Origin of the sequence: Neobacillus sp. GCM10023253 (assembly GCF_042653105.1) — a bacterium.
Lineage (GTDB): Bacteria > Bacillota > Bacilli > Bacillales > Cytobacillaceae > Neobacillus > Neobacillus citreus.
Genome location: NZ_JBHSHV010000018.1, coordinates 69,263 through 91,737, shown reverse-complemented (window position 1 = coordinate 91,737; position 22,475 = coordinate 69,263). Strand labels below are relative to the sequence as shown.

General features: G+C 36.3%; 25 protein-coding genes and 2 pseudogenes. 23 read left to right on the top strand and 4 right to left on the bottom strand.

What is annotated here, in order from left to right; genetic code table 11:
* The first annotated feature begins 268 nt into the window (after positions 1-268).
* Both ACFPA1_RS21110 and ACFPA1_RS21105 read left to right on the top strand, forming a co-directional pair.
* Positions 269-832, top strand: a complete 564-nt coding sequence (locus tag ACFPA1_RS21110) for a glycine/sarcosine/betaine reductase selenoprotein B family protein (RefSeq protein ID WP_378585279.1) — start codon at positions 269-271, stop codon at positions 830-832.
* 360 nt (positions 833-1,192) lie between these two features.
* A complete protein-coding gene (locus ACFPA1_RS21105; RefSeq protein WP_378585276.1) occupies positions 1,193-2,116 on the top strand; it encodes an RNA polymerase sigma-70 factor in 924 nt (307 codons plus the stop codon).
* A 625-nt stretch (positions 2,117-2,741) separates the two neighbouring features.
* Here the strand turns inward: ACFPA1_RS21105 and ACFPA1_RS21100 are convergent.
* Entirely contained in the window at positions 2,742-3,086 is a 345-nt protein-coding gene (locus ACFPA1_RS21100; RefSeq protein WP_378585273.1) for a winged helix-turn-helix transcriptional regulator, read from the bottom strand.
* Positions 3,087-3,198: 112 nt separating this feature from the next.
* Between ACFPA1_RS21100 and ACFPA1_RS21095 the strand changes: the two genes are divergently transcribed.
* The 7 genes and pseudogenes from ACFPA1_RS21095 to ACFPA1_RS21065 all read left to right on the top strand — a co-directional run bounded on the left by ACFPA1_RS21095 (position 3,199) and on the right by ACFPA1_RS21065 (position 9,212).
* A complete protein-coding gene (locus tag ACFPA1_RS21095; RefSeq protein ID WP_378585270.1) occupies positions 3,199-3,861 on the top strand; it encodes an MBL fold metallo-hydrolase in 663 nt (220 codons plus the stop codon).
* Positions 3,862-4,176: 315 nt separating this feature from the next.
* Entirely contained in the window at positions 4,177-5,361 is a 1,185-nt protein-coding gene (locus ACFPA1_RS21090) for an MGDG synthase family glycosyltransferase (RefSeq protein WP_378585267.1), read from the top strand.
* Positions 5,362-5,384: 23 nt separating this feature from the next.
* Positions 5,385-6,074, top strand: a complete 690-nt coding sequence (locus ACFPA1_RS21085) for a polysaccharide deacetylase family protein (protein ID WP_378585264.1) — start codon at positions 5,385-5,387, stop codon at positions 6,072-6,074.
* Positions 6,075-6,305: 231 nt separating this feature from the next.
* A complete protein-coding gene (locus ACFPA1_RS21080) occupies positions 6,306-6,779 on the top strand; it encodes a divergent PAP2 family protein (RefSeq protein ID WP_378585262.1) in 474 nt (157 codons plus the stop codon).
* A 317-nt stretch (positions 6,780-7,096) separates the two neighbouring features.
* Positions 7,097-7,681 (top strand): undecaprenyl-diphosphatase, encoded by a 585-nt coding sequence (locus ACFPA1_RS21075; RefSeq protein ID WP_378585259.1) that lies wholly within the window; start codon positions 7,097-7,099, stop codon positions 7,679-7,681.
* A 198-nt stretch (positions 7,682-7,879) separates the two neighbouring features.
* Positions 7,880-8,011 (top strand): annotated as a pseudogene (locus ACFPA1_RS21070) (hypothetical protein); the annotation flags it as partial.
* A gap of 16 nt (positions 8,012-8,027) precedes the next feature.
* A complete protein-coding gene (locus tag ACFPA1_RS21065; RefSeq protein ID WP_378585257.1) occupies positions 8,028-9,212 on the top strand; it encodes an MFS transporter in 1,185 nt (394 codons plus the stop codon).
* A gap of 41 nt (positions 9,213-9,253) precedes the next feature.
* Here the strand turns inward: ACFPA1_RS21065 and ACFPA1_RS21060 are convergent, their stop codons facing one another.
* Entirely contained in the window at positions 9,254-9,907 is a 654-nt protein-coding gene (locus tag ACFPA1_RS21060; RefSeq protein ID WP_378585254.1) for a phosphatase PAP2 family protein, read from the bottom strand.
* A gap of 105 nt (positions 9,908-10,012) precedes the next feature.
* Here ACFPA1_RS21060 and ACFPA1_RS21055 point away from each other — a divergent pair, with 105 nt between their 5' ends.
* The 8 genes and pseudogenes from ACFPA1_RS21055 (at position 10,013) to ACFPA1_RS21020 (ending at position 16,238) form a co-directional block, all read left to right on the top strand.
* Positions 10,013-10,603, top strand: coding sequence for a DedA family protein (locus ACFPA1_RS21055; protein WP_378585251.1), 591 nt, complete (start codon positions 10,013-10,015; stop codon positions 10,601-10,603).
* 187 nt (positions 10,604-10,790) lie between these two features.
* Positions 10,791-11,111 carry a metal-sensitive transcriptional regulator gene (locus ACFPA1_RS21050; RefSeq protein ID WP_378585249.1) on the top strand — a complete coding sequence of 107 codons (321 nt, stop codon included), beginning with the start codon at positions 10,791-10,793 and terminating at the stop codon, positions 11,109-11,111.
* Positions 11,112-11,127: 16 nt separating this feature from the next.
* The gene (gene copZ / locus ACFPA1_RS21045; protein ID WP_378585248.1) at positions 11,128-11,334 is read left to right on the top strand and encodes a copper chaperone CopZ; all 207 of its coding nucleotides are present in this window, start codon (positions 11,128-11,130) and stop codon (positions 11,332-11,334) included.
* A gap of 83 nt (positions 11,335-11,417) precedes the next feature.
* On the top strand, positions 11,418-13,841 hold the full coding sequence (locus ACFPA1_RS21040) for a heavy metal translocating P-type ATPase (RefSeq protein ID WP_378585245.1): 2,424 nt from the start codon (positions 11,418-11,420) through the stop codon (positions 13,839-13,841).
* 22 nt (positions 13,842-13,863) lie between these two features.
* A complete protein-coding gene (locus tag ACFPA1_RS21035) occupies positions 13,864-14,694 on the top strand; it encodes a hypothetical protein (RefSeq protein WP_378585243.1) in 831 nt (276 codons plus the stop codon).
* An 80-nt stretch (positions 14,695-14,774) separates the two neighbouring features.
* A pseudogene (locus ACFPA1_RS21030) lies at positions 14,775-14,999 on the top strand (glutaredoxin family protein); the annotation flags it as partial.
* Between the two features lie 99 nt (positions 15,000-15,098).
* The gene (locus tag ACFPA1_RS21025) at positions 15,099-15,719 is read left to right on the top strand and encodes a nitrite reductase (protein WP_378585240.1); all 621 of its coding nucleotides are present in this window, start codon (positions 15,099-15,101) and stop codon (positions 15,717-15,719) included.
* 204 nt (positions 15,720-15,923) lie between these two features.
* Complete coding sequence (locus ACFPA1_RS21020; RefSeq protein WP_378585238.1) at positions 15,924-16,238, top strand: VOC family protein; 315 nt, start codon at positions 15,924-15,926, stop codon at positions 16,236-16,238.
* Positions 16,239-16,298: 60 nt separating this feature from the next.
* Here the strand turns inward: ACFPA1_RS21020 and ACFPA1_RS21015 are convergent, their stop codons facing one another.
* A complete protein-coding gene (locus tag ACFPA1_RS21015) occupies positions 16,299-16,577 on the bottom strand; it encodes an HU family DNA-binding protein (protein WP_213146199.1) in 279 nt (92 codons plus the stop codon).
* A 221-nt stretch (positions 16,578-16,798) separates the two neighbouring features.
* Between ACFPA1_RS21015 and ACFPA1_RS21010 the strand changes: the two genes are divergently transcribed.
* The 5 genes from ACFPA1_RS21010 (at position 16,799) to ACFPA1_RS20990 (ending at position 19,600) form a co-directional block, all read left to right on the top strand.
* Positions 16,799-17,005 (top strand): hypothetical protein, encoded by a 207-nt coding sequence (locus ACFPA1_RS21010; RefSeq protein ID WP_378585235.1) that lies wholly within the window; start codon positions 16,799-16,801, stop codon positions 17,003-17,005.
* Positions 17,006-17,336: 331 nt separating this feature from the next.
* The gene (locus ACFPA1_RS21005; RefSeq protein ID WP_378585232.1) at positions 17,337-17,603 is read left to right on the top strand and encodes a hypothetical protein; all 267 of its coding nucleotides are present in this window, start codon (positions 17,337-17,339) and stop codon (positions 17,601-17,603) included.
* 157 nt (positions 17,604-17,760) lie between these two features.
* Positions 17,761-18,549, top strand: a complete 789-nt coding sequence (locus ACFPA1_RS21000; protein WP_378585229.1) for a hypothetical protein — start codon at positions 17,761-17,763, stop codon at positions 18,547-18,549.
* Between the two features lie 5 nt (positions 18,550-18,554).
* Entirely contained in the window at positions 18,555-19,013 is a 459-nt protein-coding gene (locus ACFPA1_RS20995; protein WP_213146730.1) for a hypothetical protein, read from the top strand.
* Between the two features lie 182 nt (positions 19,014-19,195).
* Entirely contained in the window at positions 19,196-19,600 is a 405-nt protein-coding gene (locus ACFPA1_RS20990; RefSeq protein WP_378585226.1) for a VOC family protein, read from the top strand.
* Between the two features lie 501 nt (positions 19,601-20,101).
* Here ACFPA1_RS20990 and ACFPA1_RS20985 read toward each other — a convergent pair.
* On the bottom strand, positions 20,102-20,713 hold the full coding sequence (locus tag ACFPA1_RS20985) for a succinate dehydrogenase cytochrome b558 subunit (protein ID WP_378585224.1): 612 nt from the start codon (positions 20,711-20,713) through the stop codon (positions 20,102-20,104).
* Positions 20,714-20,966: 253 nt separating this feature from the next.
* Here ACFPA1_RS20985 and ACFPA1_RS20980 point away from each other — a divergent pair, with 253 nt between their 5' ends.
* Positions 20,967-22,193 carry an FAD-dependent monooxygenase gene (locus ACFPA1_RS20980; RefSeq protein WP_378585221.1) on the top strand — a complete coding sequence of 409 codons (1,227 nt, stop codon included), beginning with the start codon at positions 20,967-20,969 and terminating at the stop codon, positions 22,191-22,193.
* The last annotated feature ends 282 nt before the right edge of the window (positions 22,194-22,475 follow it).

Genomic DNA, 22,475 nt, shown 5'->3' with positions numbered 1-22,475 from the left:
AAAGTCCTGTACTTAAAGTAAAGGGGGATGATTCTGACGATGGTACAATCGGAAAGAGAAACATTTTCTCCTGCATAGGGGACTTGGCACCCGGTTTCGTCGAATAACAAAATAAGAGCTGAATTTAAAGTATTACCTGTAATTTATAGAGCCTATCTGATGATAGGTTTTTTTAATAAATCCTTATAGCCATGTCACAAATCCCCCTCCTATTTCGTCCTATGTGTGAAAGATAAAACAGGTTGAAAATGAAAAGGAGGCATATTTGATGGCAAATATTCATTCATCTTCCAAGGTTGGCTTTGGTAGAAAGGTAGCATTCAAGCTTGCTCAATCGAAATTGATGGGTAAATTGGTGGAGAAATACCCCAAATTTATTGATCGAATCAGTATGAAAAGTATGAAATTGGGCAGTGAAAGGAGTGGAGATGTTCCCTGGACTCCATTAAAAAGGCCGATTGAGGAAAGTCGGGTGGCTCTCATTACAACGGGAGGCATCATCCTGAAAAGCCAACCCCCATTTGACTTGAACGATTCCAAGGGGGATTGCTCCTATCGTGTGATTCCCTCAGATACACCCTCAAGTGAAACGGTGATCAGTCATTTATTTTATGATCATAGCGATGTAAAGGTTGATTTGGAAATCATGTTCCCTTTAGCCACTCTACACCGCTTGCAACGGGAAGGTAAAGTAGGGAGTATCGCTCCGCGTCACTTCAGTTTTCAGGGAGGAATTCATGATCCCTCTCCGTTAGTTGAAAAAACAGGACCGGAAGTTGCGCGCAGTCTTGTGAAGGACCAGGTGGATTTGGCCATTCTGACTCCTGCCTGAAGCCACTGTCATCGGTCCGTGGGACTGATTGCACGAGAATTAGAAAAGCAGGGAATAGCGACAATCACAGTAACCCTGTTACCAGAAACGACAAATGCTTTAGGAGTACCCCGATCGATTTATTTCCCCAACAAACTGGGGAGTCCGATCGGTCGTGCCAACAAAAAGGAGGAACAGTACTCTGCTTTGTTACAATGTTTGGATGCATTGGGCAAAGCAAAAAAAGGGGAGATGATCACCGGGACGAGATGAAACAATCTCGTCCCAACGGATAGAATAGCCCTATTGGACCAGAATTTATGGTAAAATATAGAAAATAGTGTAATGCAGGGTGCTCACAAACAAAAGGGTGTGCTTTGAATGCCGGACGGCTCTAAATCTAAACATCTTCCACCTGATGATGAAATGACCAATATGGCTGATATGACCGAAGTTTACTCTTCTTATAAATCGGCTCTTTTTTCGCTTGCTTATCGTATGTTGGGAAGTGTGACGGATGCAGAAGACATCGTGCAAGAAGCTTTTTTGAATTTGAATCAAGTTTCTTTGCATTCGATTCATCATGTGAAAAGTTATTTATGGAAGGTCACAACAAACCTTAGCATTGACTTCCTGCGTTCTGCCCGAAAGAGGAGAGAAGTGTATGTCGGCTCCTGGTTACCGGAACCGATCATTAACGGAAAGGGGGAGGATCCGGCAGACCGGGTGATTGCCAATGAGGAGTTATCCATCGCTTTTTTACATCTACTTGAAAACTTAAATCCGGTGGAAAGAGCGGTGTTCCTTCTGCGGGAAGTTTACTCTTATTCTTACGATGAGATTGCGCAATTAATAGGTAAATCTCCTGATAACAGCCGAAAAATCCAAAGCAGAGCGAAACAAAAAGTCGGCGATTTATCCCCCAAAGAGGGGGGGGATAGGAGTAAAAAAGAAGAAACTGTGCGTGACTTTATGGAGGCAGTTCAAAGCAACAACACCGAAAAACTTTTGTCCATTTTATTAGATGACTTCACTATTTATTCCGACGGAGGAGGTAAAGTGAAAGCAAACTTGCGTCCTATCTTTGGAATTAAACGAGCCGTCGCCGCTTTAAAGGGTGTCAACAGTAGAATCCCATCCAATTTGATTGTCATGGAAGCGGATGTGAACGGACAACCGGGAATGATTATGAAGGCGGACGATCAAATTTTTTATGTATTGGCATTTCAATTCGATGACGATAAACTTTCTGCTTTATACAACATAGTTAATCCAGATAAACTGAAGCATTTGAAAAAAAGCTGAAATGACAGTGGGAGTGAATCTTTATTGGGTTTGCACCTGGGGAGAGGCTTTAATTTTATTCTTCAACTATCGGGCGCTTTCCTTGAATAAGAAGGCGTCTTTTTCTAATCATTAAATTCTTTAGCAACACGTTTAATGGGTTGGAGTTAAATTAAAGGTGTAGATTAGATTGTGAAGGATTCCACTTAAACTAACGGGTGCAAGAGTTCAAGAAAAGGGATGTTGCTGCGATCCCTTTTTTCTTATTGCATTAACGGGCAGTTTAGTTTAATAAGACTAAAATAAAGTGTAGATAATACCTTATATGAAATCTTTGCTAGGAAGTCGTTTAAATGAGGTATTTATATTGGTTAGTAAAGTTAGCGTGGTATTTTGTAATGTCAGTTGTAGCAACAACATACTGGAAAGGTTTCGGTTGGTGGTTTTTAGTTATTTGCGCAATAGTATTGCTTTTAGGTGATGAATTGATAAGGAAAATATTTAAAAAGTAACTATTTTCAACTTTTCACTAACGGGTGCTTTTCCTTGAAGATTTGCTGCCATAAAAATGCAGCCTTTTTGTTATTGTAACGGGGCAGGTTAGTTTAAGTTGCATAGATTGATCATTTGACAAAAAAATTGATATTTAACCCATATATTGAATTCCCCAAATTCTCATAGATGCAATAATAGGAGATAACTTTTCACCTTGTTCAGTAAGAGAATATTCCACCTTCTTTGGTACTGTATTCTCTACGTTGCGCTTCACAATTCCATCTGCTTCGAGTTCCCTTAGTTGTAACGTTAACATCCTTTGTGAAATACCTGGTATTAATCTTTTAAGTTCATTAAACCTGACAGAATTATTAGATAGGACATCGATTATAATTCCTTTCCATTTTCCACCTATAATGTGTAAAGTCATTTCTATAGGACAAGCCTTTTTTACTTCTGTACTACAGGCTCCAAACCCATTTAAACGGTTACCCAATTTAGTCACCTCATTTAAGTTACAAAAATGTGCGTAATTACATTACTAACTAATTTTTAATATAGTAAGTTTATCAAAAAATTCCAAACCAGTCTAAAGGAAGTGCTTTTACATGAACCTGATTCAACTATCTCAACATGTATTTAAATGTGAATTTGAAATCGATGTACCCATCCATATTCCAGTTAACATTTGGTTCATTAAGGATAACGATGATGTTTATCTCATTGATACAGGTATAGAAAAATTAGTAGATGATCAAATTAAGGCAGCCTTAGCAATAGGAAATCCAAAAGCCATTTTACTTACCCATGGTCACAGTGATCATATACAAGGTGCTGCAAAGTGGTTAGAGAACTTTAACATTCCCATTTATGCACATCAGAAGGAACTGATTTATATCAATGGAGAAGCCCCTTATCCGAACAAAAGTATTCTTGAAAAAACAGGGGTAGCAAATATTGTTCAACCATTAACAAAGCAAACACTTCAACACTTGCCTGTACAATACTATTTAACACCCGGGCATTCTCCAGGGCATGTCGTCTACCATCACAAACTTGATAACATCCTATTATCAGGGGACCTTTTTATCACAAGTAAAGATGATTTACATCCACCCATTAGAAAATTTAGCGTTGATATGAATGAGAACATAGATAGTGGAGCAATTATAGATGAAATCAAGCCAACTCTAATCAGCTCTTCTCATGGACAAGATCTTCTCTACCATAAAGATTTATATAAAAAATATGTATTAAGGTATAGAGACTAAAGAAAAGTCACAGATAAACTCAAAAATAAAAACAATCAAACGGTAAGTGTAACCCAAGTAGGGAATTAATCACTACCGAACTAGGAATTTTTTCAAATACCTAATCAATCAATTGTGTTTTTGAAAAACAAGATCTCTTTTTTCTGTTGCATTAAATATTTAAAGGTATATTTTTTAATCAAAGATTTATTAAGTTTGTGATTAAAAAACCCGAATAAATAAAAAGGCAGAACAGTTGGCAAATCTAATATTAGGAAGGGAATGTACTCGATATCGAGATAAGTATAAAGATACCATTTTAAGGAGTGGCAATCGATGAAGGTAGCAAAAAAGGAAAAGATATTAATTCTAACTGGAAATTATGGAGCAGGTCATGTTCAAGTAGCCAATGCTCTACAAGAAGCTATACAAATTCGATTTCCTACTCTAGAATCTGTGATTGTTGATTTTATGGAATGGGTCCACCCCTATTCTAATCAGGTTAGCCGTTTCTTATTTTTGCAAGGAGTGAAAAATTTTCCTGAAATCTATGGCTATATTTATCAAAAAACACGCAAAATGAACACTTTATCAAACATGATGAAGAAGATTTTATCAACTGGAATTGGACGAATGAAAACCTTAATCGATGAAGTTCAGCCAACCGTTGTAGTCAGTACCTTTCCATTAGCGGCCGCTGTAATATCAAAGTTAAAATCCTATGGTTTAATCAATGTGATATCCGTGACAACGATTACTGATCATACCAATCATAGCAGCTGGATTTATCCTAATACAGATCAATATTTCGTCGGCTCTAAAGCAGTTCGTGAAGCACTGATAAAATTAGGTGTGGAAGACGATCAGATTACAGTTACAGGGATTCCGATTCGACAGCAATTTTTTCAAACTTTTAACCGCGAGAAAATTTGCGAGAAGTATGGTTTAGATTGTCATATGCCTACGGTTTTGGTAATGGGAGGCGGTTATGGCCTGATTGGTGATGGGGGTTCCACATTTCAAAGGTTTGAAGAAATACCCAAGCAAGTACAATTATTTATTGTTTGTGGGTATAATGAAAAACTGCAAATGCAATTGAAAGAAATGCTTAAGGATTCCAAACATCTTGTTCATGTGACTGGTTATATACACTATGTTCACGAGATCATGGCCATTTCCGATGTTATGATTACAAAACCGGGAGGAGTCACTACGTTTGAGGCAATTGCCATGAAATTGCCTATGTTGCTTTATAAACCAATTCCTGGTCAAGAGCAGGATAACGCTAAATTTTTAGTTCGTTCCGGTGTAGCAATAGAGGCCAAAAATGAGCATGAATTAACCAATCTTTTAACAAAATTACTGTGCAATGTAAAACTACTTCAAGAGATGAGGGAGAATTCAAAACGATTTCATCCTAAAGAAGCTGCGTTTGCATTGGTTGAAGTCATTGAGGCGATTAATCGTACAAAGGAAAACCAGTATCCTATAAAGGATTTTATGTATTCGCTTAGTTATTAAGTAAATAAAGGAGCGTGCATTAAATGACTAAGATTCTTCTTCTGGTGGTTTTCTTACTGACATTGTACTGGTTAATTCCGTTTATCCTAACGGCCGGTATGGGGATCGGGGTATTAAAGCGGAAAGAATCATCTGAGAAGATTGCTTTTACTTTTGATGACGGACCCCATCCAGTTTATACGCCGCAGCTTTTGGATTTGTTAAAGATAAACAATATCAAAGCAACGTTTTTTGTAGTTGGTTCTAAATCGGAAAAGTACCCGGAGGTGATTGCAAGAATTCATTCAGAGGGACATCTAATTGGAATGCATAATTACGTGCACAAATCCAATTGGGTTATGGCTCCGTGGACGCTTCGAAGGCATTTAAGAATGACGGCTTCCATTATCGAAAAAATTACCGGGGAACGTCCCATTTATTATCGTCCGCCGTGGGGATTAGTAACGATATTTGATTTGCTTCTATTGAAACAATATAAGATCATCCATTGGTCGGTCATGGCGGAAGATTGGCGCAGTCAAGGGGGCAGTGAAAAGGTTAAATCAAGGCTGCTACAGAAAATAAAAAAGGGGGATGTCATCCTTCTGCATGATAGTGGTGAAACTATAGGTGCGGATGAAGATGCTCCACTGAATACCATCCATGCATTAAAAGAAGTCTTTAAAGAACTATCAAGAAAAGGTATGGCCTATTCAAGGATTGACGAATTATAGTCCCAGAACCGTCAATTTGGCTTATACCTAAAAAAGGTATTGTTGCAGGAAATTGTAGGGTGACAGTCCTCCTATGATTCCGGTAAAAAACTTCTCATAACCGGTGCGGTGAACGTTACAACAAACAATGGTAAAGGAGAAGTAGAATTAATATTTATATTTATTGATCATATTCTAAACGTTTTTTGTAATTAGAACTTCGACTTATCTTTTTAAGCATTAGGAGGAAAAATGTTATTATCCTATCCTATATTAGCTTCTCTTTTGGGTATGCTAATTGCTCAATTTGTAAAAATCCCAATTCATTTTTTAACATCAAGGGAATTAAAATGGAAATTGATGTTTAGTACAGGTGGTATGCCCAGTTCTCATACAGCTACAATTATCGCTTTGACTACGGCGGTTGGAATAACTTCGGGTATTTATTCAAATGATTTTGCAATAGCCCTTGTGGTTTCCCTAATCGTGATGCACGATGCTACTGGGGTTCGAAGGCATGCTGGTTATCATGCAGAAGTCTTAAATAAATTACTAGTTGATTTCAATCGTTTAATTGAAGCTCTTAAAGATCCCAATTTAGAGAAAACAGAGTACAGAGCAAAATTAAAAGAATTGTTAGGACATAAACCCGCTGAAGTGTTCTTTGGAGTCATTACAGGAATTTTAGTTGCTGTTTTAACATTTTATTTCTATCCATTTAAATAATTAAGATATAAAAAAATGACCTCATAAGTTCGGTCATTTTTTTATATCTTGCTCTTGTTTATAGAGAATAATGAGATTAAGATTTTTATTTCATAAACAGTAACTAAATCGCGCTAAAAGTTCATCAATTTCAAAAGGTTTTGTTACAAAGTCATTTGCTCCATTGTTTTTTCATTTTAAGGATCTTTTAATGTTTTATTCAGAAAACAGTAAGGTTAAATGGCTATACTTAAGTTGCCCAGTTTTTAATGGGTGTTTCGTTTTTAATTTTGATTTTTTACTTTCATTTCTAGATGAAGGGGGATTGAGGGGTTTAGATGAATTACAAATTATTTCAAGCTATTAATCAAAATGCAGGACATCACCACTTTTTAGATGGTCTGATGGTCTTCGTAACTAAAGATGCCTTGCTTATTTATGCGTTGGTTTTACTTCTCATGTGGTTTATTGGGAAGGAAAAATATAAATATACAGTTGTATTTGCTGCAATTACTGGAGGATTGGGGTTAATTATTAATTTTATCTTAGGTCATATCTATTATGAACCACGTCCATTTGTAACGCATCAAGTTAATTTATTGATTCAGCATGCAAAAGATTCGGGATTCCCTAGCGATCATTCAACAGGTGCATTTTCTCTTGCACTTGCGGTATTATGGCGAAAGCATCGTAAAATTGGATTTGGAATGCTCTTATTTGGTATTTTAACAGGAATTTCTCGTGTATATGTAGGGCATCATTATCCTTTTGATGTACTAGCAAGCGTTATTGTAGCACTAATTACAAGTAGATTTGTATATGCATTTAGTTCTGTATTTAGACCAATTGCACGGATAATTATTAGTACCTACAACCGAATTCCACTAGTCCCTAAAACTGAACAACAAAGTGTTTCAAAATAATACAATTAGAAAAACATCGGTTTTTTCGATGTTTTTTTGATGTAGGCGGATTTTTTCTTTAATCATCCTAAAAAAGACATGTTCAATTTATTCAGTAAATCAATGCTTTTATTCACTTTAGAATTGAAAATTGCTTCTATAGCTTTACCAGCATCTTTCTGTGTTAGTTCGGAAGTTTGAGCCACTAACGGGGGCTATTGTTTAGGATTAAACATTGCAAAAAGTATGATGAAATTGCATAAAGGTGAAATTAATATTATAAGCAAAGAAGGAACCGGGAAGACAGTGGAATTGTTTTTACCGATTAGGGGCGGAAATATTATAGATTAAACTTTAGAGGTGAGTTATGGAATCTGAAAGTCAATCGAAAAAACAATTTTTCGGATTAAATTCGGTGATTTTTGTCCTTGGAATGGTGAGTCTAATGACAGACCTTTCTAGTCAGATGATTGTCCCAATACTCCCACTATATTTAACATCGGTATTACATGTACAAGTCGGGACTGTGGGTATTATCGAAGGGATTGCTGAGAGCACAGCAAGTGTTTTAAAGTTTTTCTCTGGATGGATCTCTGACCGATTTGGTAAAAGAAAATGGTTAATGGTCGTAGGCTATGGTCTCTCCAATCTGATAAAACCTTTTTTCGCACTATCTTCAACATGGGGCCAAGTTCTCTTTATTCGGTTTGCAGACCGTTTCGGTAAAGGAATTCGTACATCCCCACGTGATGCTATTCTTGCCGACACCACTTCAAAAGAAGAACGTGGAAAAGCATTTGGATTTAGAAGGTCAATGGACACATTGGGTGCAGCACTTGGACCTTTTGTCGCATACTTAATTCTTACCCAATGGAATGGGAGTTATCAGGCTGTATTTTGGTTATCTGCAATACCTGGATTAATTGCAACCTTGCTACTTGTATTCTTCTTAAAAGATAGAAGAAATCCTATCAAAACTAAAAGCAAAATGATACCTAAGATTAGCTTTAAGGGGCTAAGTTCACATTTTGTCTGGTTCACACTTATAACTACGCTCTTTACCATAGGGAACTTCTCCGATGCTTTCCTTATCTTACGAGCGAAAGATGTTGGTATGGCAGCCGAGTATATACCGTTGACTTATTTTGCATATAACATAGTTACAAGTATCTTCTCGACACCATTTGGTATGATTTCTGACCGAATCGGTCGCCGACCAGTTTTAATTACAGGTTATATAATGTTTGCGCTCATTTATCTAGGCTTTGGCCTAGTACACACTGTCTTTGGTATTTGGATATTATTCTTTATTTATGGGTTGTACTATGCGACTACTGAAGGTATTCAAAAGGCTTATGTTGCAGATTTGGTTCCACAAGGACAACGAGGAATAGCAATGGGAACATTTAACGCATTAACTGGTATAGCTGCATTGCCTGCAAGCGTTTTGGCAGGGTTTTTATGGCAATCATTTGGAGCTTTTACAGCTTTCGGTGTCAGTAGTTTACTCGCAATTATTTCTGCATTGCTTATGTTAATTCTCCGTATATAACTGATGTAAATAAGGAATAGCCCTCAAATTGAGACTATTCCTTATTCTTGTTTCAATTGGTATTTTCGTTCCTTATATCTTTGATAAAAACCAATAGCTAAGGTAAGCCAAAAGGCACTAATAAAATAACCCGCTATTATATCACTAGGATAATGAACTCCCAGATAAATCCGACTAATTCCTATGACGACAATCATAAATACACTAATAATAATTAATACGGTTCTTCCTAGGTGTGTAGAAATATGTCGCCAGAGTAAAAATGTTAGAACACCATATAACGCAAACGCCATTGTTGCATGGCCGCTAGGAAAGCTGTAATTGCTCGCTTCGGCTAAGCGATGTAAATCTGGACGTGCCCTATGAAACAACTGCTTTAATGTTATAAATAGAATATTAGCACCTAAGATAACAGCAATAAATAAAACAAGTTCCGAACGGTGCTTAAAGACTTTATAGAGGATTATAATGGACAGAAGCGAAATTATCACAGCTGGTATCGTACCACCAATAAACGTGAATACTTTCATGATATTTGTTAACCATGGAGCTTCCAAACCTTGCACATAATAAATGATGATTCTGTCGAAATTAATAATTGTATGTTTACTAACAAGAAGAGCCATGATGGTAAAGCACAAAAGTGAGACAAAACTTATTATAAATGCAGTGAAAAGTTCCTTTTTTAAATTCATAAACAGACCTCAATTCATATTAATCGTTATCTGTGAGCAATAATAGTTTAAGTTGTTATGATAACTCACATACATAAATATACCCTTTTAAGGTGGGATAAAAAAATGGAACAGCATATAGATTACCTTATTGCACATTTTGGTTACTTCGGAATCATCATTGTGCTAATTGGGGGAATTGTTGGCATCCCAGTACCTGACGAGGTTCTTCTAACCTATGTTGGTTATAAAGTGTTTCAAGGTACATTATCATACATACCTTCTTTACTAAGTGCTTTTGTGGGGGCAATGGGGGGAATTTCTCTTAGCTACTATATTGGATATAAATTCGGATTGCCTTTAATAAGAAAGTTTGGTCCAAAAATTCATATAACTGAAAAAAAGATCAATCGAACCCAAAAATTATTCCTCAAAGTTGGACCTGTTCTTATATTGATTGGCTATTTTATTCCTGGAGTTCGCCATCTTACTGCCTATGTTGCCGCATTAAATAGTTTTTCGTTTAAAAAATTTGCTGTTTTTGCTTATACTGGTGCCTTTCTATGGGGTTTTACTTTTGTCACTTTAGGAAGAAAACTAGGGGAAAATTGGGCTATAGTTGATTTCTATGTGTCAAAATACAGTATGTATTTAATTGTGTTTATAATTTTCCTCTCAAGCATTCTTTTTCTATTTTGGAGGAAAAAAATCAATTAAGAAAAGTGTCATAATGATTCCTGTATAACAGTTAACTCCAGCTAAGTTAGGTTAGTGTTTGATGAATCGCAAATCGAAGCCAGTCGATTAGAAGAAGTCATTAAAATTTATTTCAGGGGAACTTTTTTATACACCTTGACATACTATAGGGGGGTATAGTACATTATAAGCATGGAGGTGAGGTTAGATGGCAGAAAAAATGAATGATGCTTGTCATCTGTCTAATGAAAGAAAGAGCCATCATTCCGATAAAGTAAAGCAAAATTTGGCTACTCGTTTAAATCGAATTGAAGGTCAAATTCGTGGAATAAAAGGTTTAATCGAAAAAGATACCTATTGTGATGATGTTATTACGCAAATTTCAGCTACACAATCTGCATTAAACAGTGTGGCAAAAATTCTTCTAGAGGGACATTTAAAAACTTGTGTATTGGAACGAATAAATGAGGGTGATACAGAAGTTTTAGATGAAGTTCTTTTAACTATAGAAAAATTAATGAAAAAATAAATAGGAGTGATTATGAATGGAAAACATTACTTTGAAGGTTAATGGAATGTCTTGTGGTCATTGTGTAAATTCAATTGAAGGTAGTGTTGGAAAACTTGATGGTGTTCATTCTGTTAAGGTTCATTTAGCAGAAGGAACAGTCGATGTTATATTTAACCCTGCTGAAGTTTCCTTAAGCAAGATCAAAGAAACAATTGATGACCAGGGCTACGATGTTGAATAGGATGTAAAGATAACGTGCCAGAAAAGCACGTTATCTTTAACATTAAAATATACCCCCTACCAGTATAAAAGAGGTGAATAGTAATGAGTAATGAAGTAAAAGAAACAACCTTGCAGATAACTGGAATGACCTGTGCAGCATGTGCCATAAGAATTGAAAAGGGACTTAAAAAAATGGAGGGCGTAAAAGACGCTAATGTTAATTTAGCCCTTGAAAAGTCCACCATCAAATATGATCCAGAAGTAGTATCTGACCAGGATTTCCAAAAGAAAATTCAGTCTTTAGGCTATGATGTTGTAATGGAAAAAGTGGAATTTGATATAACAGGAATGACCTGTGCAGCTTGTGCGAATAAAATTGAAAAACGATTAAACAAATTAGAGGGCGTTGAAAAAGCAACTGTCAATTTAGCGTTAGAAACAGCCGTTGTCGAGTATAACCCAGAGCAGGTCTCTGTCTCTGAAATGAAGGAGACTATTAATAAGCTCGGGTATACCCTTGAACAGAAGAAAGAAAATGCAGGAGAACAAGTTGACCATCGTCAAAAAGAAATTGAAAAGCAGCAAGGAAAGTTTATTTTCTCTGCTATTTTATCATTCCCGTTATTATGGGCGATGGTTAGCCACTTTGAATTTACACAGTTTATTTGGCTGCCAGATATGTTAATGAATCCTTGGGTTCAATTAGCTTTGGCAACACCAGTACAATTCATCGTTGGTAAACAGTTTTATGTGGGAGCCTATAAGGCGTTAAGAAATAAGAGTGCAAATATGGATGTGCTTGTTGCACTCGGTACATCAGCTGCCTATTTCTATAGTTTATATTTAAGTATTAGCTCAATTGGATCCGGCGCTCACATGGTAGAACTCTACTATGAAACAAGTGCTGTTTTGATTACCTTAATTCTATTAGGGAAACTGTTTGAGGCAAAAGCTAAAGGGCGTTCGTCTGAGGCGATTAAAAAGTTAATGGGGCTGCAGGCGAAAAATGCAACAGTCGTTCGCGATGGTCAAGAGATGATGATCCCAATCGAGGAAGTTTTAGAAGGGGATATTGTTTATGTGAAACCAGGTGAAAAGGTACCGGTTGATGGCGAGATTGTGGAAGGTCAATCGGCGGTTGACGAATCGATGTTAACGGGTGAAAGTATTCCGATTGATAAAACAATGGGAGATCTCGTTATTGGTTCTACGATTAATAAAAATGGTTTCTTGAAAATTAAAGCAACAAAAGTGGGTAAAGATACAGCTTTAGCTCAAATTATTAAGGTGGTTGAAGAAGCACAAGGTTCTAAAGCACCTATTCAGCGCTTAGCAGACGTGATATCAGGAATATTTGTGCCAATCGTAGTAGGAATCGCCATTATTACGTTCCTTGTATGGTATTTCGCTGTAAATCCTGGCGATTTTGCGGATGCACTTGAGAAATTTATTGCTGTATTAGTGATCGCTTGTCCTTGTGCATTGGGTCTGGCAACACCAACTTCGATTATGGCTGGCTCAGGCCGTGCAGCTGAATTTGGGATTTTATTTAAAGGTGGAGAACACCTTGAAACGACTCATCGCTTAGATACGATTATCCTTGATAAAACAGGTACAGTTACCAACGGAAAACCTTCTTTAACAGATGTTATTTTAGCAGAAGGTATCGATGAAAATGAATTTCTCACTCTTGTTGGTGCAGCTGAAAGAAACTCGGAACATCCACTTGCAGAGGCAATTGTTGAGGGTATAAAGAAAAGAGGAATTAACCTTGGTTCATCTGATACTTTCGAAGCTATTCCTGGTTTCGGGATACAGTCAACGGTGAATGGTAAACAATTATTCATTGGTACGCGTAGACTTATGGCAAAACAAAATATCAAAGTACAAGATGAATTAGCAAAAATGGAGAAGCTGGAGAAGCAAGGAAAAACAGCCATGTTAGTAGCTATCAATGGGCGCTATGCAGGTATTGTTGCCGTTGCGGATACCATAAAGGATACCTCTAAGGAAGCCATTTCCCGTTTGCATAGCATGGGATTAGACGTAGTCATGATTACAGGTGATAATACTCAAACAGCAAAAGCCATTGCGGATCAAGTAGGAATTAAGAATGTCATAGCGGAAGTATTACCTGAAGGCAAGGCAGAAGAAGTGAAAAAGCTTCAACAAGCTGGTAAAAAAGTAGCCATGGTAGGAGATGGAATTAATGATGCTCCTGCACTTGCGACAGCGGATATCGGGATGGCAATCGGTACAGGAACTGACGTTGCTATGGAAGCAGCAGATATTACTCTTATTCGCGGGGATTTAACGAGTATTGCGGACGCGATTTTCATGAGTAAAAAGACAATCACAAATATTAAGCAAAATCTTTTTTGGGCACTTGCTTATAACGTCATAGGAATTCCAATCGCAGCATCAGGTTTCTTGGCACCATGGTTAGCCGGTGCAGCAATGGCATTTAGTTCTGTATCGGTTGTTCTCAACGCACTCAGACTTCAGAGAATTAGGTTAAAAGCTTAATGTAGAAAAGGAGAATGCTTATATGAAAAAAAGTATCATGATTTGGGCGGTTTCAGCTATCGTATACCTTGGAGTCGTCATTGCTGGTTACAGTGTGTATGCAAGTTATAATTCAAAATCAGAGGAACACAATAATCATGCAACTGCTGAACAGGGGGAAAAAAGCGATCATCAACATAGTCATCAAGAGCAAGGGAATCACAGTACAAGCGCTACTAGCGAGGTTACACCAAAAGTATCCTATGCAAATGGAGAAATCACCATTGAATTAAAAGATAAAAATAATCATGCTCCGGAACTGGAAGTTTCTCATGAAAAATATATGCATTTGATTGTCGTAAGCTCAGACTTAAAAGAGTACCATCATTTACATCCAGAACAAAAGGGCGAAGGAACCTATCAAGTGAAGGCGAATTTAGCAGATAATTCTTATAAGGCTTTCGTTGATATCCAGCCAAAAGGACTTCCATATGCGATTATCCCTATTGAGTTGCAGGTTGGTGAAGCGCATCATGCGCACGGCGGTAACGAACTCATTCCGGATACGGATTTCACCAAGACGATCAATGGCCAAACGGTTGAATTAACCACTCGTTCATTCGAGGTGAACAAAGAGGTTACCCTTAACTTTGATGTAAAGGGTGGTGAGAAACCTGAAGAGTATTTAGGTGCATTAGGTCATGTTGTCATCTTAGATGAAGCAGGAGAGAAATTTATCCATGTCCATCCAGTATCAAATGATCAAACTGTATTTGAAACACAATTTGATAAGCCGGGTATTTATAAGCTTTGGGCTGAATTCAAGTTTCACGGACAGGTCAATACCTATCCATTTGTGATCGAAGTAAAATAATAAAATTTAAATGGGTGATCATGATGGCAAAAGTTCAACTAGAGCTTTATACGAGACCTACCTGAACGGATTGTCAGGCAGGGAAAGAGTTTCTTTCCAACAATAACGTATCGTATATTGAATACGATTTAACGAAACTACCATCTAAGGAAGAGGACTTAATCAAAATAACGGGTACAAGAATTGTTCCAACATTTGTATTTAAACATAAAACCTTGTTGGGGTTGATGAGTAAACCGAAAGTCCTGATTGGATTCGAACAAAATATAGATGAAATAGGCAAGATTTTGAACATAAAAACCTGAAATCACCTGTGAGTTTATTTAGAGGCAGGTGTATCATTTCATCATACTAATACCCTACCGACGTACCGTAAATAAATAGATATAAGGGGAGAAAGCAATATGGATAAGGGTGCAAAAAAAATGAAGATCGCCGTAAATGGGGGAATTGGATTTGGGGCTAAACTGAATTCAAAACAGCTTATGACGCTTGCAAAATATATGAATGAAGATGAGGAACTTGAATTAACAACGTTCCAACAACTGTATATAGAAATCCTGGAAGAAAAAAAGGAAGAAATCATAGAAGAATTCCGACGTGTCGGCCTGGCATGTTATCCGGTTGGTAACTTTGTAAAGAGCTTAAAAACCTGTAATTTTTGCAAAGGGGAAATAGAAGAAGGGATGCCGGTGGCAAAAGAGTTAAATCGCCGGATAGCAGGAAAACCTGTACCATTTACCCTAAAGGTTGCTTATACAGGCTGTCCTATCGGTACCGCTGAACCCATGCTAAGTGATATAGGTGTCATGAAAGTCAGAGAACATTACAATTTGTATGTCGGAGGAAATGCAAAAGGGAAAGACGCTGAGGTTGGGGCCTTGCTAGTGGAGAATCTAACTCCGGAAGAATTATACGATGCCGTAGAAAAGATCATTGCTTTATATTCAGAAATGGGTAAAAAGCGGGAGACATTCTATAAATTTTTAAAACGGATAGGTAAAGATCAATTGATAGTTTCGTAACATGCCAAGGAGGAATAATACTCTTTTCGTTGAATTTTCTTATTAAACTTTAATTGGTAAGGTGTGTGGCAACATCATTTTTAAATCAGAAAAATGACGGAAGGGGACGTTTATGAACTTTAAATCTCCACAAATTAATCTATATGTTGATAATTTAGAGAAATCAAAGGATTTTATTAGAACCTAGGCTTTACACAAACCTTTGTGGCGGAAATTGATGGTAAGCCAGTACATTATGAATTACTATTGGATGGTTTCAAGTTAGGAATAGCCTCTAAAGAATCTGCAAAAGAAATTCACGGGTTAAACCCTGGTCAAAATAGGGGATGCGAAATTGTTGTATGGACAGAAGACACCGATTCAGCCATCCAGTATTTAATTGAAAATGGTGCTACTATGTTATCTCATCCCCATAATTTTTTAAATGATTTAAGGTCGGGTTGGGTACAAGACCCTGATGGAAACCCAATACAAATCGTTTGTAAAAGAAAAAATAAGTTTCTACAACTAACAATGTAGAGCCCAAATAAAAAGTGATGGTTCAAGACCATCACTTTTTTTGTTATGTAGTAAGAGTACTTATTTACCAGCTACAGCATCCTTTAATTGCTTTCCAGGCTTAAATGCTGGTACTTTGCCAGCTGGGATTTCAATTTCTTCACCAGTCTGTGGGTTGCGTCCCGTACGAGCAGCACGTTCACGAACTTCAAAGTTACCGAAACCGATTAATTGAACTTTGTCTCCATCCTTTAATGCTTGCATAATAGAATTGAAAATTGCATCTACAGCTTTACCAGCATCTTTCTGTGTTAGTTCGGAAGCTTGAGCTACTTGACTCACAAGATCTGTTTTATTCATTGATAACACTCCTTTAAAATACACTGAACCCTTAATGGGCGTACATCATTTTTACCATATCGTACATAAGTTCGCAAGATATAAATATTTTGTATCTTGTTACTTTTTGCTAGAACTTACTTTAACTAACGGGGCAGGTTAGTGGAAGAAGAAATATGAAAATCAATCTCTTATTTATGTCTCATTAGACACCAATTTAGACGTATAAGGAGGTTGTGAAAATGTCTGAACGTTTGAAGAAAATTAAACAAAAATTAAATCACGAAATTGATTATAAAGATATTGTTTGGCTTATTGAACAGGTTGAAAAACTTCAAAATAACTGGGATACATTATATCAATTTCTCGAAAACACCACAAAGTTAGAAGATGATTGCGTTATGTTAATTGATTTAATGGATGACATCAAAAATGGATTAGTTAAGTAACGTCTAAGTTCGGTTCAATTGTGCAATAACTCGGTTGGTTCTTGTTCAATTAACAGGTGCAAGAGTTAAAGATGGAGCTACCATATTGGTGGCTTTTTCTTATTCGACTAACGGGGCAGGTTACTTTAATAAGAAGTATCAAAACGGGTTTGTCTTTGTGCAATATAGGATTCCGATAAAGAGATCGCAGCGGCGGTCTTTTTTCTTATTGATGTAAAGGGCAGATTAGCTGAATAAGGAATAATTAATAACCGCTAATACAAAGAATTTTGAATTTTTTTTAATGAATTCAGATTAATGTAATAAAATGGAAGTACAAAAGGGGATGGAGATGTTGTTCTTTAATAAAGAAGAAATATATATTGGGTACTCTATGGAAGAATTATCAAAGGTAAGAGGTATTTTAAAAAATAAGGGTATTAAATATACCTACAAAGTAATTGACCGTTCTGGACAATGGTTAGGACGGGGTACGACGAGAGGAAACTTTGGAAGCATCGGAATGAACAGTAACTACGAAAAACAATATGTCGTTTCTGTTAAGAAAAAGGACTCGGAGAATGCAAAATATTGGGTTAATAGTGTTTTGCACAAATAATAGACCATTTCTTATTAAACTAAAGGGGGCTTTACTTCAAGAAGGGGTAAAGCCTTATTACTTCTTGTACTAAAGGGGCAGGTTAGCATAATAAGGAATGGATAAATGTATTCCATAATTGGAAATATATTATAAATCGTTTCTGAAGGTGGATTAGATGAACAATTATACAAATGATAATACTGCCAGACGGTATAAAGCTCATGTTAGTATTTTAGGAACAACCCAATTGCATTTAAGAAATCCTTATATCATTGCATGGTGGTCCGCTGCATTTCCTGGATTCGGACATTTGTTATTATCTAAATATCTTAGAGGATATGCATTATTTATTTGGGAAGTGGTTGTTAATATTAAAGCTCATGTTAATTCTTCCATGATTTATTCCTTTCAAGGGAATATTGACATGGCAAAAGAGGTATTAGATACAAGATGGCTTCTTATGTATATCCCTGTTTACCTTTTCGGTATTTGGGACAGTTACCGGACAACAGTTGATTTGAATAAGGTCTATCTTTTAACCGAGCGAGAAGAACACCGTTTTAATTCATTTTCATTAGGGGCCTTAGAGATTAACTACTTAGATAAGCGAAATCCCATTCTTGCCGTTATGTGGTCGGCTTTTATCCCTGGGCTAGGGCAGCTTTATATACATAGGATTTTAACTGCTTTCTTTGTCATCATATGGTTAGTAATATTTTATTATTTTTCTCATGCTCAAGAAGCTGTTGTACTTTTATTTTTAGGGAAAATAAAGGAAGCAACTGACGTGTTAAATCCAGAGTGGCTTCTTTTTATCCCTTCACACTATGGGTTTGCAGCTTATGATTCTTATATGAATACGGTTGAGAATAACAAACTATTTGAAAAAGATTTAAGGAATCATTTAACCGAGAATTATCAATCGGATAGTTTCAAAATACTAAAAGGACAAAAAGTGAAGTGATACATGTGCAGTTATTTTCAACATTTGAAACCACAGGATTTTTAGAAATAGCAATTTCAACGTTAGAAAAAAAAGGGATTAAAAAAAATAGTATATTTGCTGTCCCTCTGGATAATAGAGCTGAAGAACGTAAAATTTTTGATACCATTCATCGCTCAGACGGAACAAGCCTGATTGACATTGGAATGGGGATGGGCACTGCATTTTCAGTTATTGGAGCAAGTATTGGGTTTAAATTAGCTTGGGGACCAATTTATTGTGGACTGATAGGTGCGTTTGTTGGATTTGTTCTGGGATTTGCTATTCGGCTTTTTATGGAATTGGTAATAAAGAAAAAGAAAAGAGTTTTAAAAGGAAAACATTCTGAAGTAATCTTAATTGTTGATTGTGAAGAATCACAAGCTGAATTAGTAGAAGACATACTTTGGAGCCATTTTGCATTAGGAGTAGCAAAAGTAAAATGATTCATTATTTGATAAACATTTCTTTAAAACCAAAGATTGTGAAGAATTGCACTTAAACTAACGGGGGCGATTGTTCAATTAGAGCAATCGTATTTTTATTAACGAGGCAGAATTATTTCACAAGAAATACTAGAAAATAAAGTGTTATCCTTGATAGAAGTAGAAAACTAAAGGAAAGAAAAATGACTACAAAATTTGTACACCATATTTGTATCCAAACAAATAATTACGAAGAATCCTTAAAATTTTATAGGGATATTCTTGGTTTTGAATTAATCGAAGAATTTCCTAATTTCCATAATCGTTATTATAACTCTTGGTTAAAATTGGGTACATTCTATATAGAGCTTCAAACTGGTAAAGTAGGTGAGAATCTTAATAGATTAAACCCAAACACACAGGGGATCATTCATTTTTGTCTTTGGGTAGATGATTTAGTTAAAGAAGTCCAAACTATTAAACAATTGGGTTATGATTTTATACTGAAAAATGGAGAAGAAATTTATCAAGTGGAAAATGGCTGTTTGTGTAAATTAATTGCACCTGAAGGTACAATAGTTGAACTAAGGGATAACAGAGGAATATAACCAATTATACAAATAGTTTCTATTCAAGAAATTGATTGGAAATTAAAAATTCCCTGGTACCAAATAGTTTGTGAAGAAAGGACATCGCATATAGTCATATGACTATATGCGATGTCCTTTTTAATCTATTAAATCTAAGTTTGGCTGCCAGTGATAATGGTTATTTATATAATTAAATTCTTTTTCCTACAAAAAAACGAGAGTATTAGGCTCTTAGTTCGTTCAATTATTTAATTCTTCATATTACTTAAACAAATGATCAACGATCTGGAAAAACTGACTCCCCCCTTGGTACCTATCGATGAATTGAGGAGCTCTGCCTTGTCTAATTAGGTAAAAATCTTGACTAAGTATGAATGCTTAACCCCAAGCATAAACGCTAATTGCTTTATTGTGATCTTTCTTGTGCGGGTAATAGAGCCATAAGAATTAAACTGTGAAGGGTAGATTCAAAGGCTAACGAATTACTCAAGAAAAAACACATCCTCAAAGATAAATAGATTATAAAAATGCCAACATTGTTCTGATCGTAACAAAGGACAAAATAAGGAACAAAATGATGGAAAAGAAACTAGAAACTTTTTGAGATTTTGGAGAGACGGTAATCCCCCAATGGATAAGAAACGACCACAATCCATTTGAAAAATGAAACACGGCACTAATAACACCAACTAAGTAAAAAATGAACATAGCTGGATTTGTTAAAATTTCATTCATCATATCATAATTCAGTTCTGTACGTCCTAAAGCGTATTGTATTCTCGTTTCCCATACATGCCAAACAATAAAGAAAAATGTAATGATCCCTGTGATTCGTTGCAGAAAAAATAAATAGTTGCGACCATACCTATAGGATACAATGTTGTTTTTTGACTCAAAGGCAATGTAAATTCCTAATATGGCATGATACAGAATTGGAATATAAATCAGAAAAAATTCTAAAGCCAATAAAAATGGCATGCTCTCCACTAGTTGAACGGTTCTGTTAAAGGCCTCTGGTCCTTTCGTCGCTTGAAAATTAATTAAAAAATGAATGAACAAATAGCCGCCTATTGGTACAAACCCTACTAATGAATGTAGCTTTCTATACCCAAAGCTGTTTAACATCCCCATTTCCATCTCTCCATTCGTTTTAAGTAAGATAATTGTTATCTTACTTATATTCATTATTTTGAAATTATGCGACGGGCAGTAGCATGGAGTGTTGACCGTTTTTATTTTTATTAATAACCACGGTACCGAAATTAGGATTTGCGTCCTTTTTTCATGACAGGGACATATTCTTGAATTATAAAAGCCAGCATTATGTCAATTTTTTTACATATAATCCCATATTGGTATTTGAATTTAGGGAGGAAATAGCAGAATGATTGGAAAACAAATACAAAAGGATGTCATTGTTGTTGGGGGAGGACCAGCGGGCATGATGCTGGGCTTATTATTGGCTAAGGTTGGTGTTCAAGTAATAGTCTTGGAGAGCCACGATAATTTTGAACGTGAATACCGTGGTGAGGTGCTTCAGCCCCGTTTTATTCAATTGCTTAATCAATTAAAATTACGTGACTATATCGAACAATTGCCTCATTCTAAGCTAAAGAAAGGTGCTTTTTATCATTATGATAAAAAGAAAGGTGACATTGATTTTACCTCCATGATTGCAGAAGCACCTTATGCTCTCTGGATTCCTCAGCCTATTTTACTTCAAGCACTATACAAAAAAGCAAAGGAATATCCAACGTTTGATATGATGTTTCATGCCCCGGTAAAAAAACTGCTCGAGAAGGATGGAACAGTGACGGGAGTGGTTGTTGAGCAGGAGAATAAAGAGCTGCTTGAAATCCAGGCAAAAATAGTAGTCGGAGCTGATGGGCGGTTTTCCACGATTCGTCGTTTAGGTGGTTTTGAATTGGAATATCAACATTATCCTGGTGATCTAATCTGGTTCAGTGTAAAACGGCCTTCTCATTGGGGAGAAGAATTACGATTTAAAATCACAGAGGGACACAGCTATATAACACTGCCGAAATACCCTGATTTACTTCAAGTAGGCATTGCTTTACCACGGGGTGAATGGAAAGAAACACAGCGTCAAGGCATAGAAAATTTTCGTCAAGAACTTATGCATGCTAACAAAGGATTCCATCAATTTGCTGAATCTCTGGTTGACTTTAAACCATTCGTACCGCTTCAAACTAAAAATCATATGGTTAAAACGTGGGCAAAGAATGGCTGCTTGCTGATCGGTGATGCTGCTCATTGTTCCTCTCCAGTAGGAGCAATAGGAGTTTCTTTAGCAGTAACGACAGCAGTTGTGGCGGCTGATGTTATTTGGGATGCGCTGCAAAAACGTGATGTCTCCGCTAAAGTTCTCTGTAGAGTTCAGGAAATTCGAAGTGAAGAGATTGAGGAAATTCACCAAATTCAAGAGCGAATGGGAAATTTGTTTTTTACTTCGTCAAAATTTGTAAAAGGGATCCGACCATACATTGTATCTGCTACTTTCAAAACTCCCCTTTTTTCGATGATCCAGAAGAAGCTATTTGTCATGAAAAAACCTGTAGCCATTAATCCTGAATTTGTATTCGATAAATAACAAGATAACGCTTATCTTTCTTTATTGTAATAACGGCTTTTTGTTCCGCAATCGGGCGCTTTTCTTGAATAAGAAGGCGTCTTTTTTTTACGCCCCAACACATTTAGGAGATCTTGTTAAGATAAAGAAAAGATTGTGAAGATTTCTACTTAAAGGGTACATTAGTTGGAAATCAGCAGCTGCCAGTAAGGCGGCTATTTTATCGTATAAACGGGGCCCTTAAGTTACACAGAGGGGGGCAAATAAATCACTGCTATTATTATTATAAATAATATAATGCCC

What these genes read in the sequence shown, in the direction of transcription:
- ACFPA1_RS21000 (WP_378585229.1), top strand. Translation starts at nt 17,761, where the DNA reads ATGAACAATTATACAAATGATAATACTGCCAGACGGTATAAAGCTCAT.
- ACFPA1_RS21010 (WP_378585235.1), top strand. Translation starts at nt 16,799, where the DNA reads ATGTCTGAACGTTTGAAGAAAATTAAACAAAAATTAAATCACGAAATT.
- ACFPA1_RS21040 (WP_378585245.1), top strand. Translation starts at nt 11,418, where the DNA reads ATGAGTAATGAAGTAAAAGAAACAACCTTGCAGATAACTGGAATGACC.
- ACFPA1_RS21055 (WP_378585251.1), top strand. Translation starts at nt 10,013, where the DNA reads ATGGAACAGCATATAGATTACCTTATTGCACATTTTGGTTACTTCGGA.
- ACFPA1_RS21090 (WP_378585267.1), top strand. Translation starts at nt 4,177, where the DNA reads ATGAAGGTAGCAAAAAAGGAAAAGATATTAATTCTAACTGGAAATTAT.
- ACFPA1_RS21050 (WP_378585249.1), top strand. Translation starts at nt 10,791, where the DNA reads ATGGCAGAAAAAATGAATGATGCTTGTCATCTGTCTAATGAAAGAAAG.
- ACFPA1_RS21075 (WP_378585259.1), top strand. Translation starts at nt 7,097, where the DNA reads ATGAATTACAAATTATTTCAAGCTATTAATCAAAATGCAGGACATCAC.
- ACFPA1_RS21035 (WP_378585243.1), top strand. Translation starts at nt 13,864, where the DNA reads ATGAAAAAAAGTATCATGATTTGGGCGGTTTCAGCTATCGTATACCTT.
- ACFPA1_RS20990 (WP_378585226.1), top strand. Translation starts at nt 19,196, where the DNA reads ATGACTACAAAATTTGTACACCATATTTGTATCCAAACAAATAATTAC.
- ACFPA1_RS21085 (WP_378585264.1), top strand. Translation starts at nt 5,385, where the DNA reads ATGACTAAGATTCTTCTTCTGGTGGTTTTCTTACTGACATTGTACTGG.
- ACFPA1_RS21005 (WP_378585232.1), top strand. Translation starts at nt 17,337, where the DNA reads ATGTTGTTCTTTAATAAAGAAGAAATATATATTGGGTACTCTATGGAA.
- ACFPA1_RS21025 (WP_378585240.1), top strand. Translation starts at nt 15,099, where the DNA reads ATGGATAAGGGTGCAAAAAAAATGAAGATCGCCGTAAATGGGGGAATT.
- ACFPA1_RS21065 (WP_378585257.1), top strand. Translation starts at nt 8,028, where the DNA reads ATGGAATCTGAAAGTCAATCGAAAAAACAATTTTTCGGATTAAATTCG.
- copZ (WP_378585248.1), top strand. Translation starts at nt 11,128, where the DNA reads ATGGAAAACATTACTTTGAAGGTTAATGGAATGTCTTGTGGTCATTGT.
- ACFPA1_RS21060 (WP_378585254.1), bottom strand. Translation starts at nt 9,907, where the DNA reads ATGAATTTAAAAAAGGAACTTTTCACTGCATTTATAATAAGTTTTGTC.
- ACFPA1_RS21110 (WP_378585279.1), top strand. Translation starts at nt 269, where the DNA reads ATGGCAAATATTCATTCATCTTCCAAGGTTGGCTTTGGTAGAAAGGTA.
- ACFPA1_RS21095 (WP_378585270.1), top strand. Translation starts at nt 3,199, where the DNA reads ATGAACCTGATTCAACTATCTCAACATGTATTTAAATGTGAATTTGAA.
- ACFPA1_RS20985 (WP_378585224.1), bottom strand. Translation starts at nt 20,713, where the DNA reads ATGGGGATGTTAAACAGCTTTGGGTATAGAAAGCTACATTCATTAGTA.
- ACFPA1_RS21080 (WP_378585262.1), top strand. Translation starts at nt 6,306, where the DNA reads ATGTTATTATCCTATCCTATATTAGCTTCTCTTTTGGGTATGCTAATT.
- ACFPA1_RS20980 (WP_378585221.1), top strand. Translation starts at nt 20,967, where the DNA reads ATGATTGGAAAACAAATACAAAAGGATGTCATTGTTGTTGGGGGAGGA.
- ACFPA1_RS21015 (WP_213146199.1), bottom strand. Translation starts at nt 16,577, where the DNA reads ATGAATAAAACAGATCTTGTGAGTCAAGTAGCTCAAGCTTCCGAACTA.
- ACFPA1_RS21105 (WP_378585276.1), top strand. Translation starts at nt 1,193, where the DNA reads ATGCCGGACGGCTCTAAATCTAAACATCTTCCACCTGATGATGAAATG.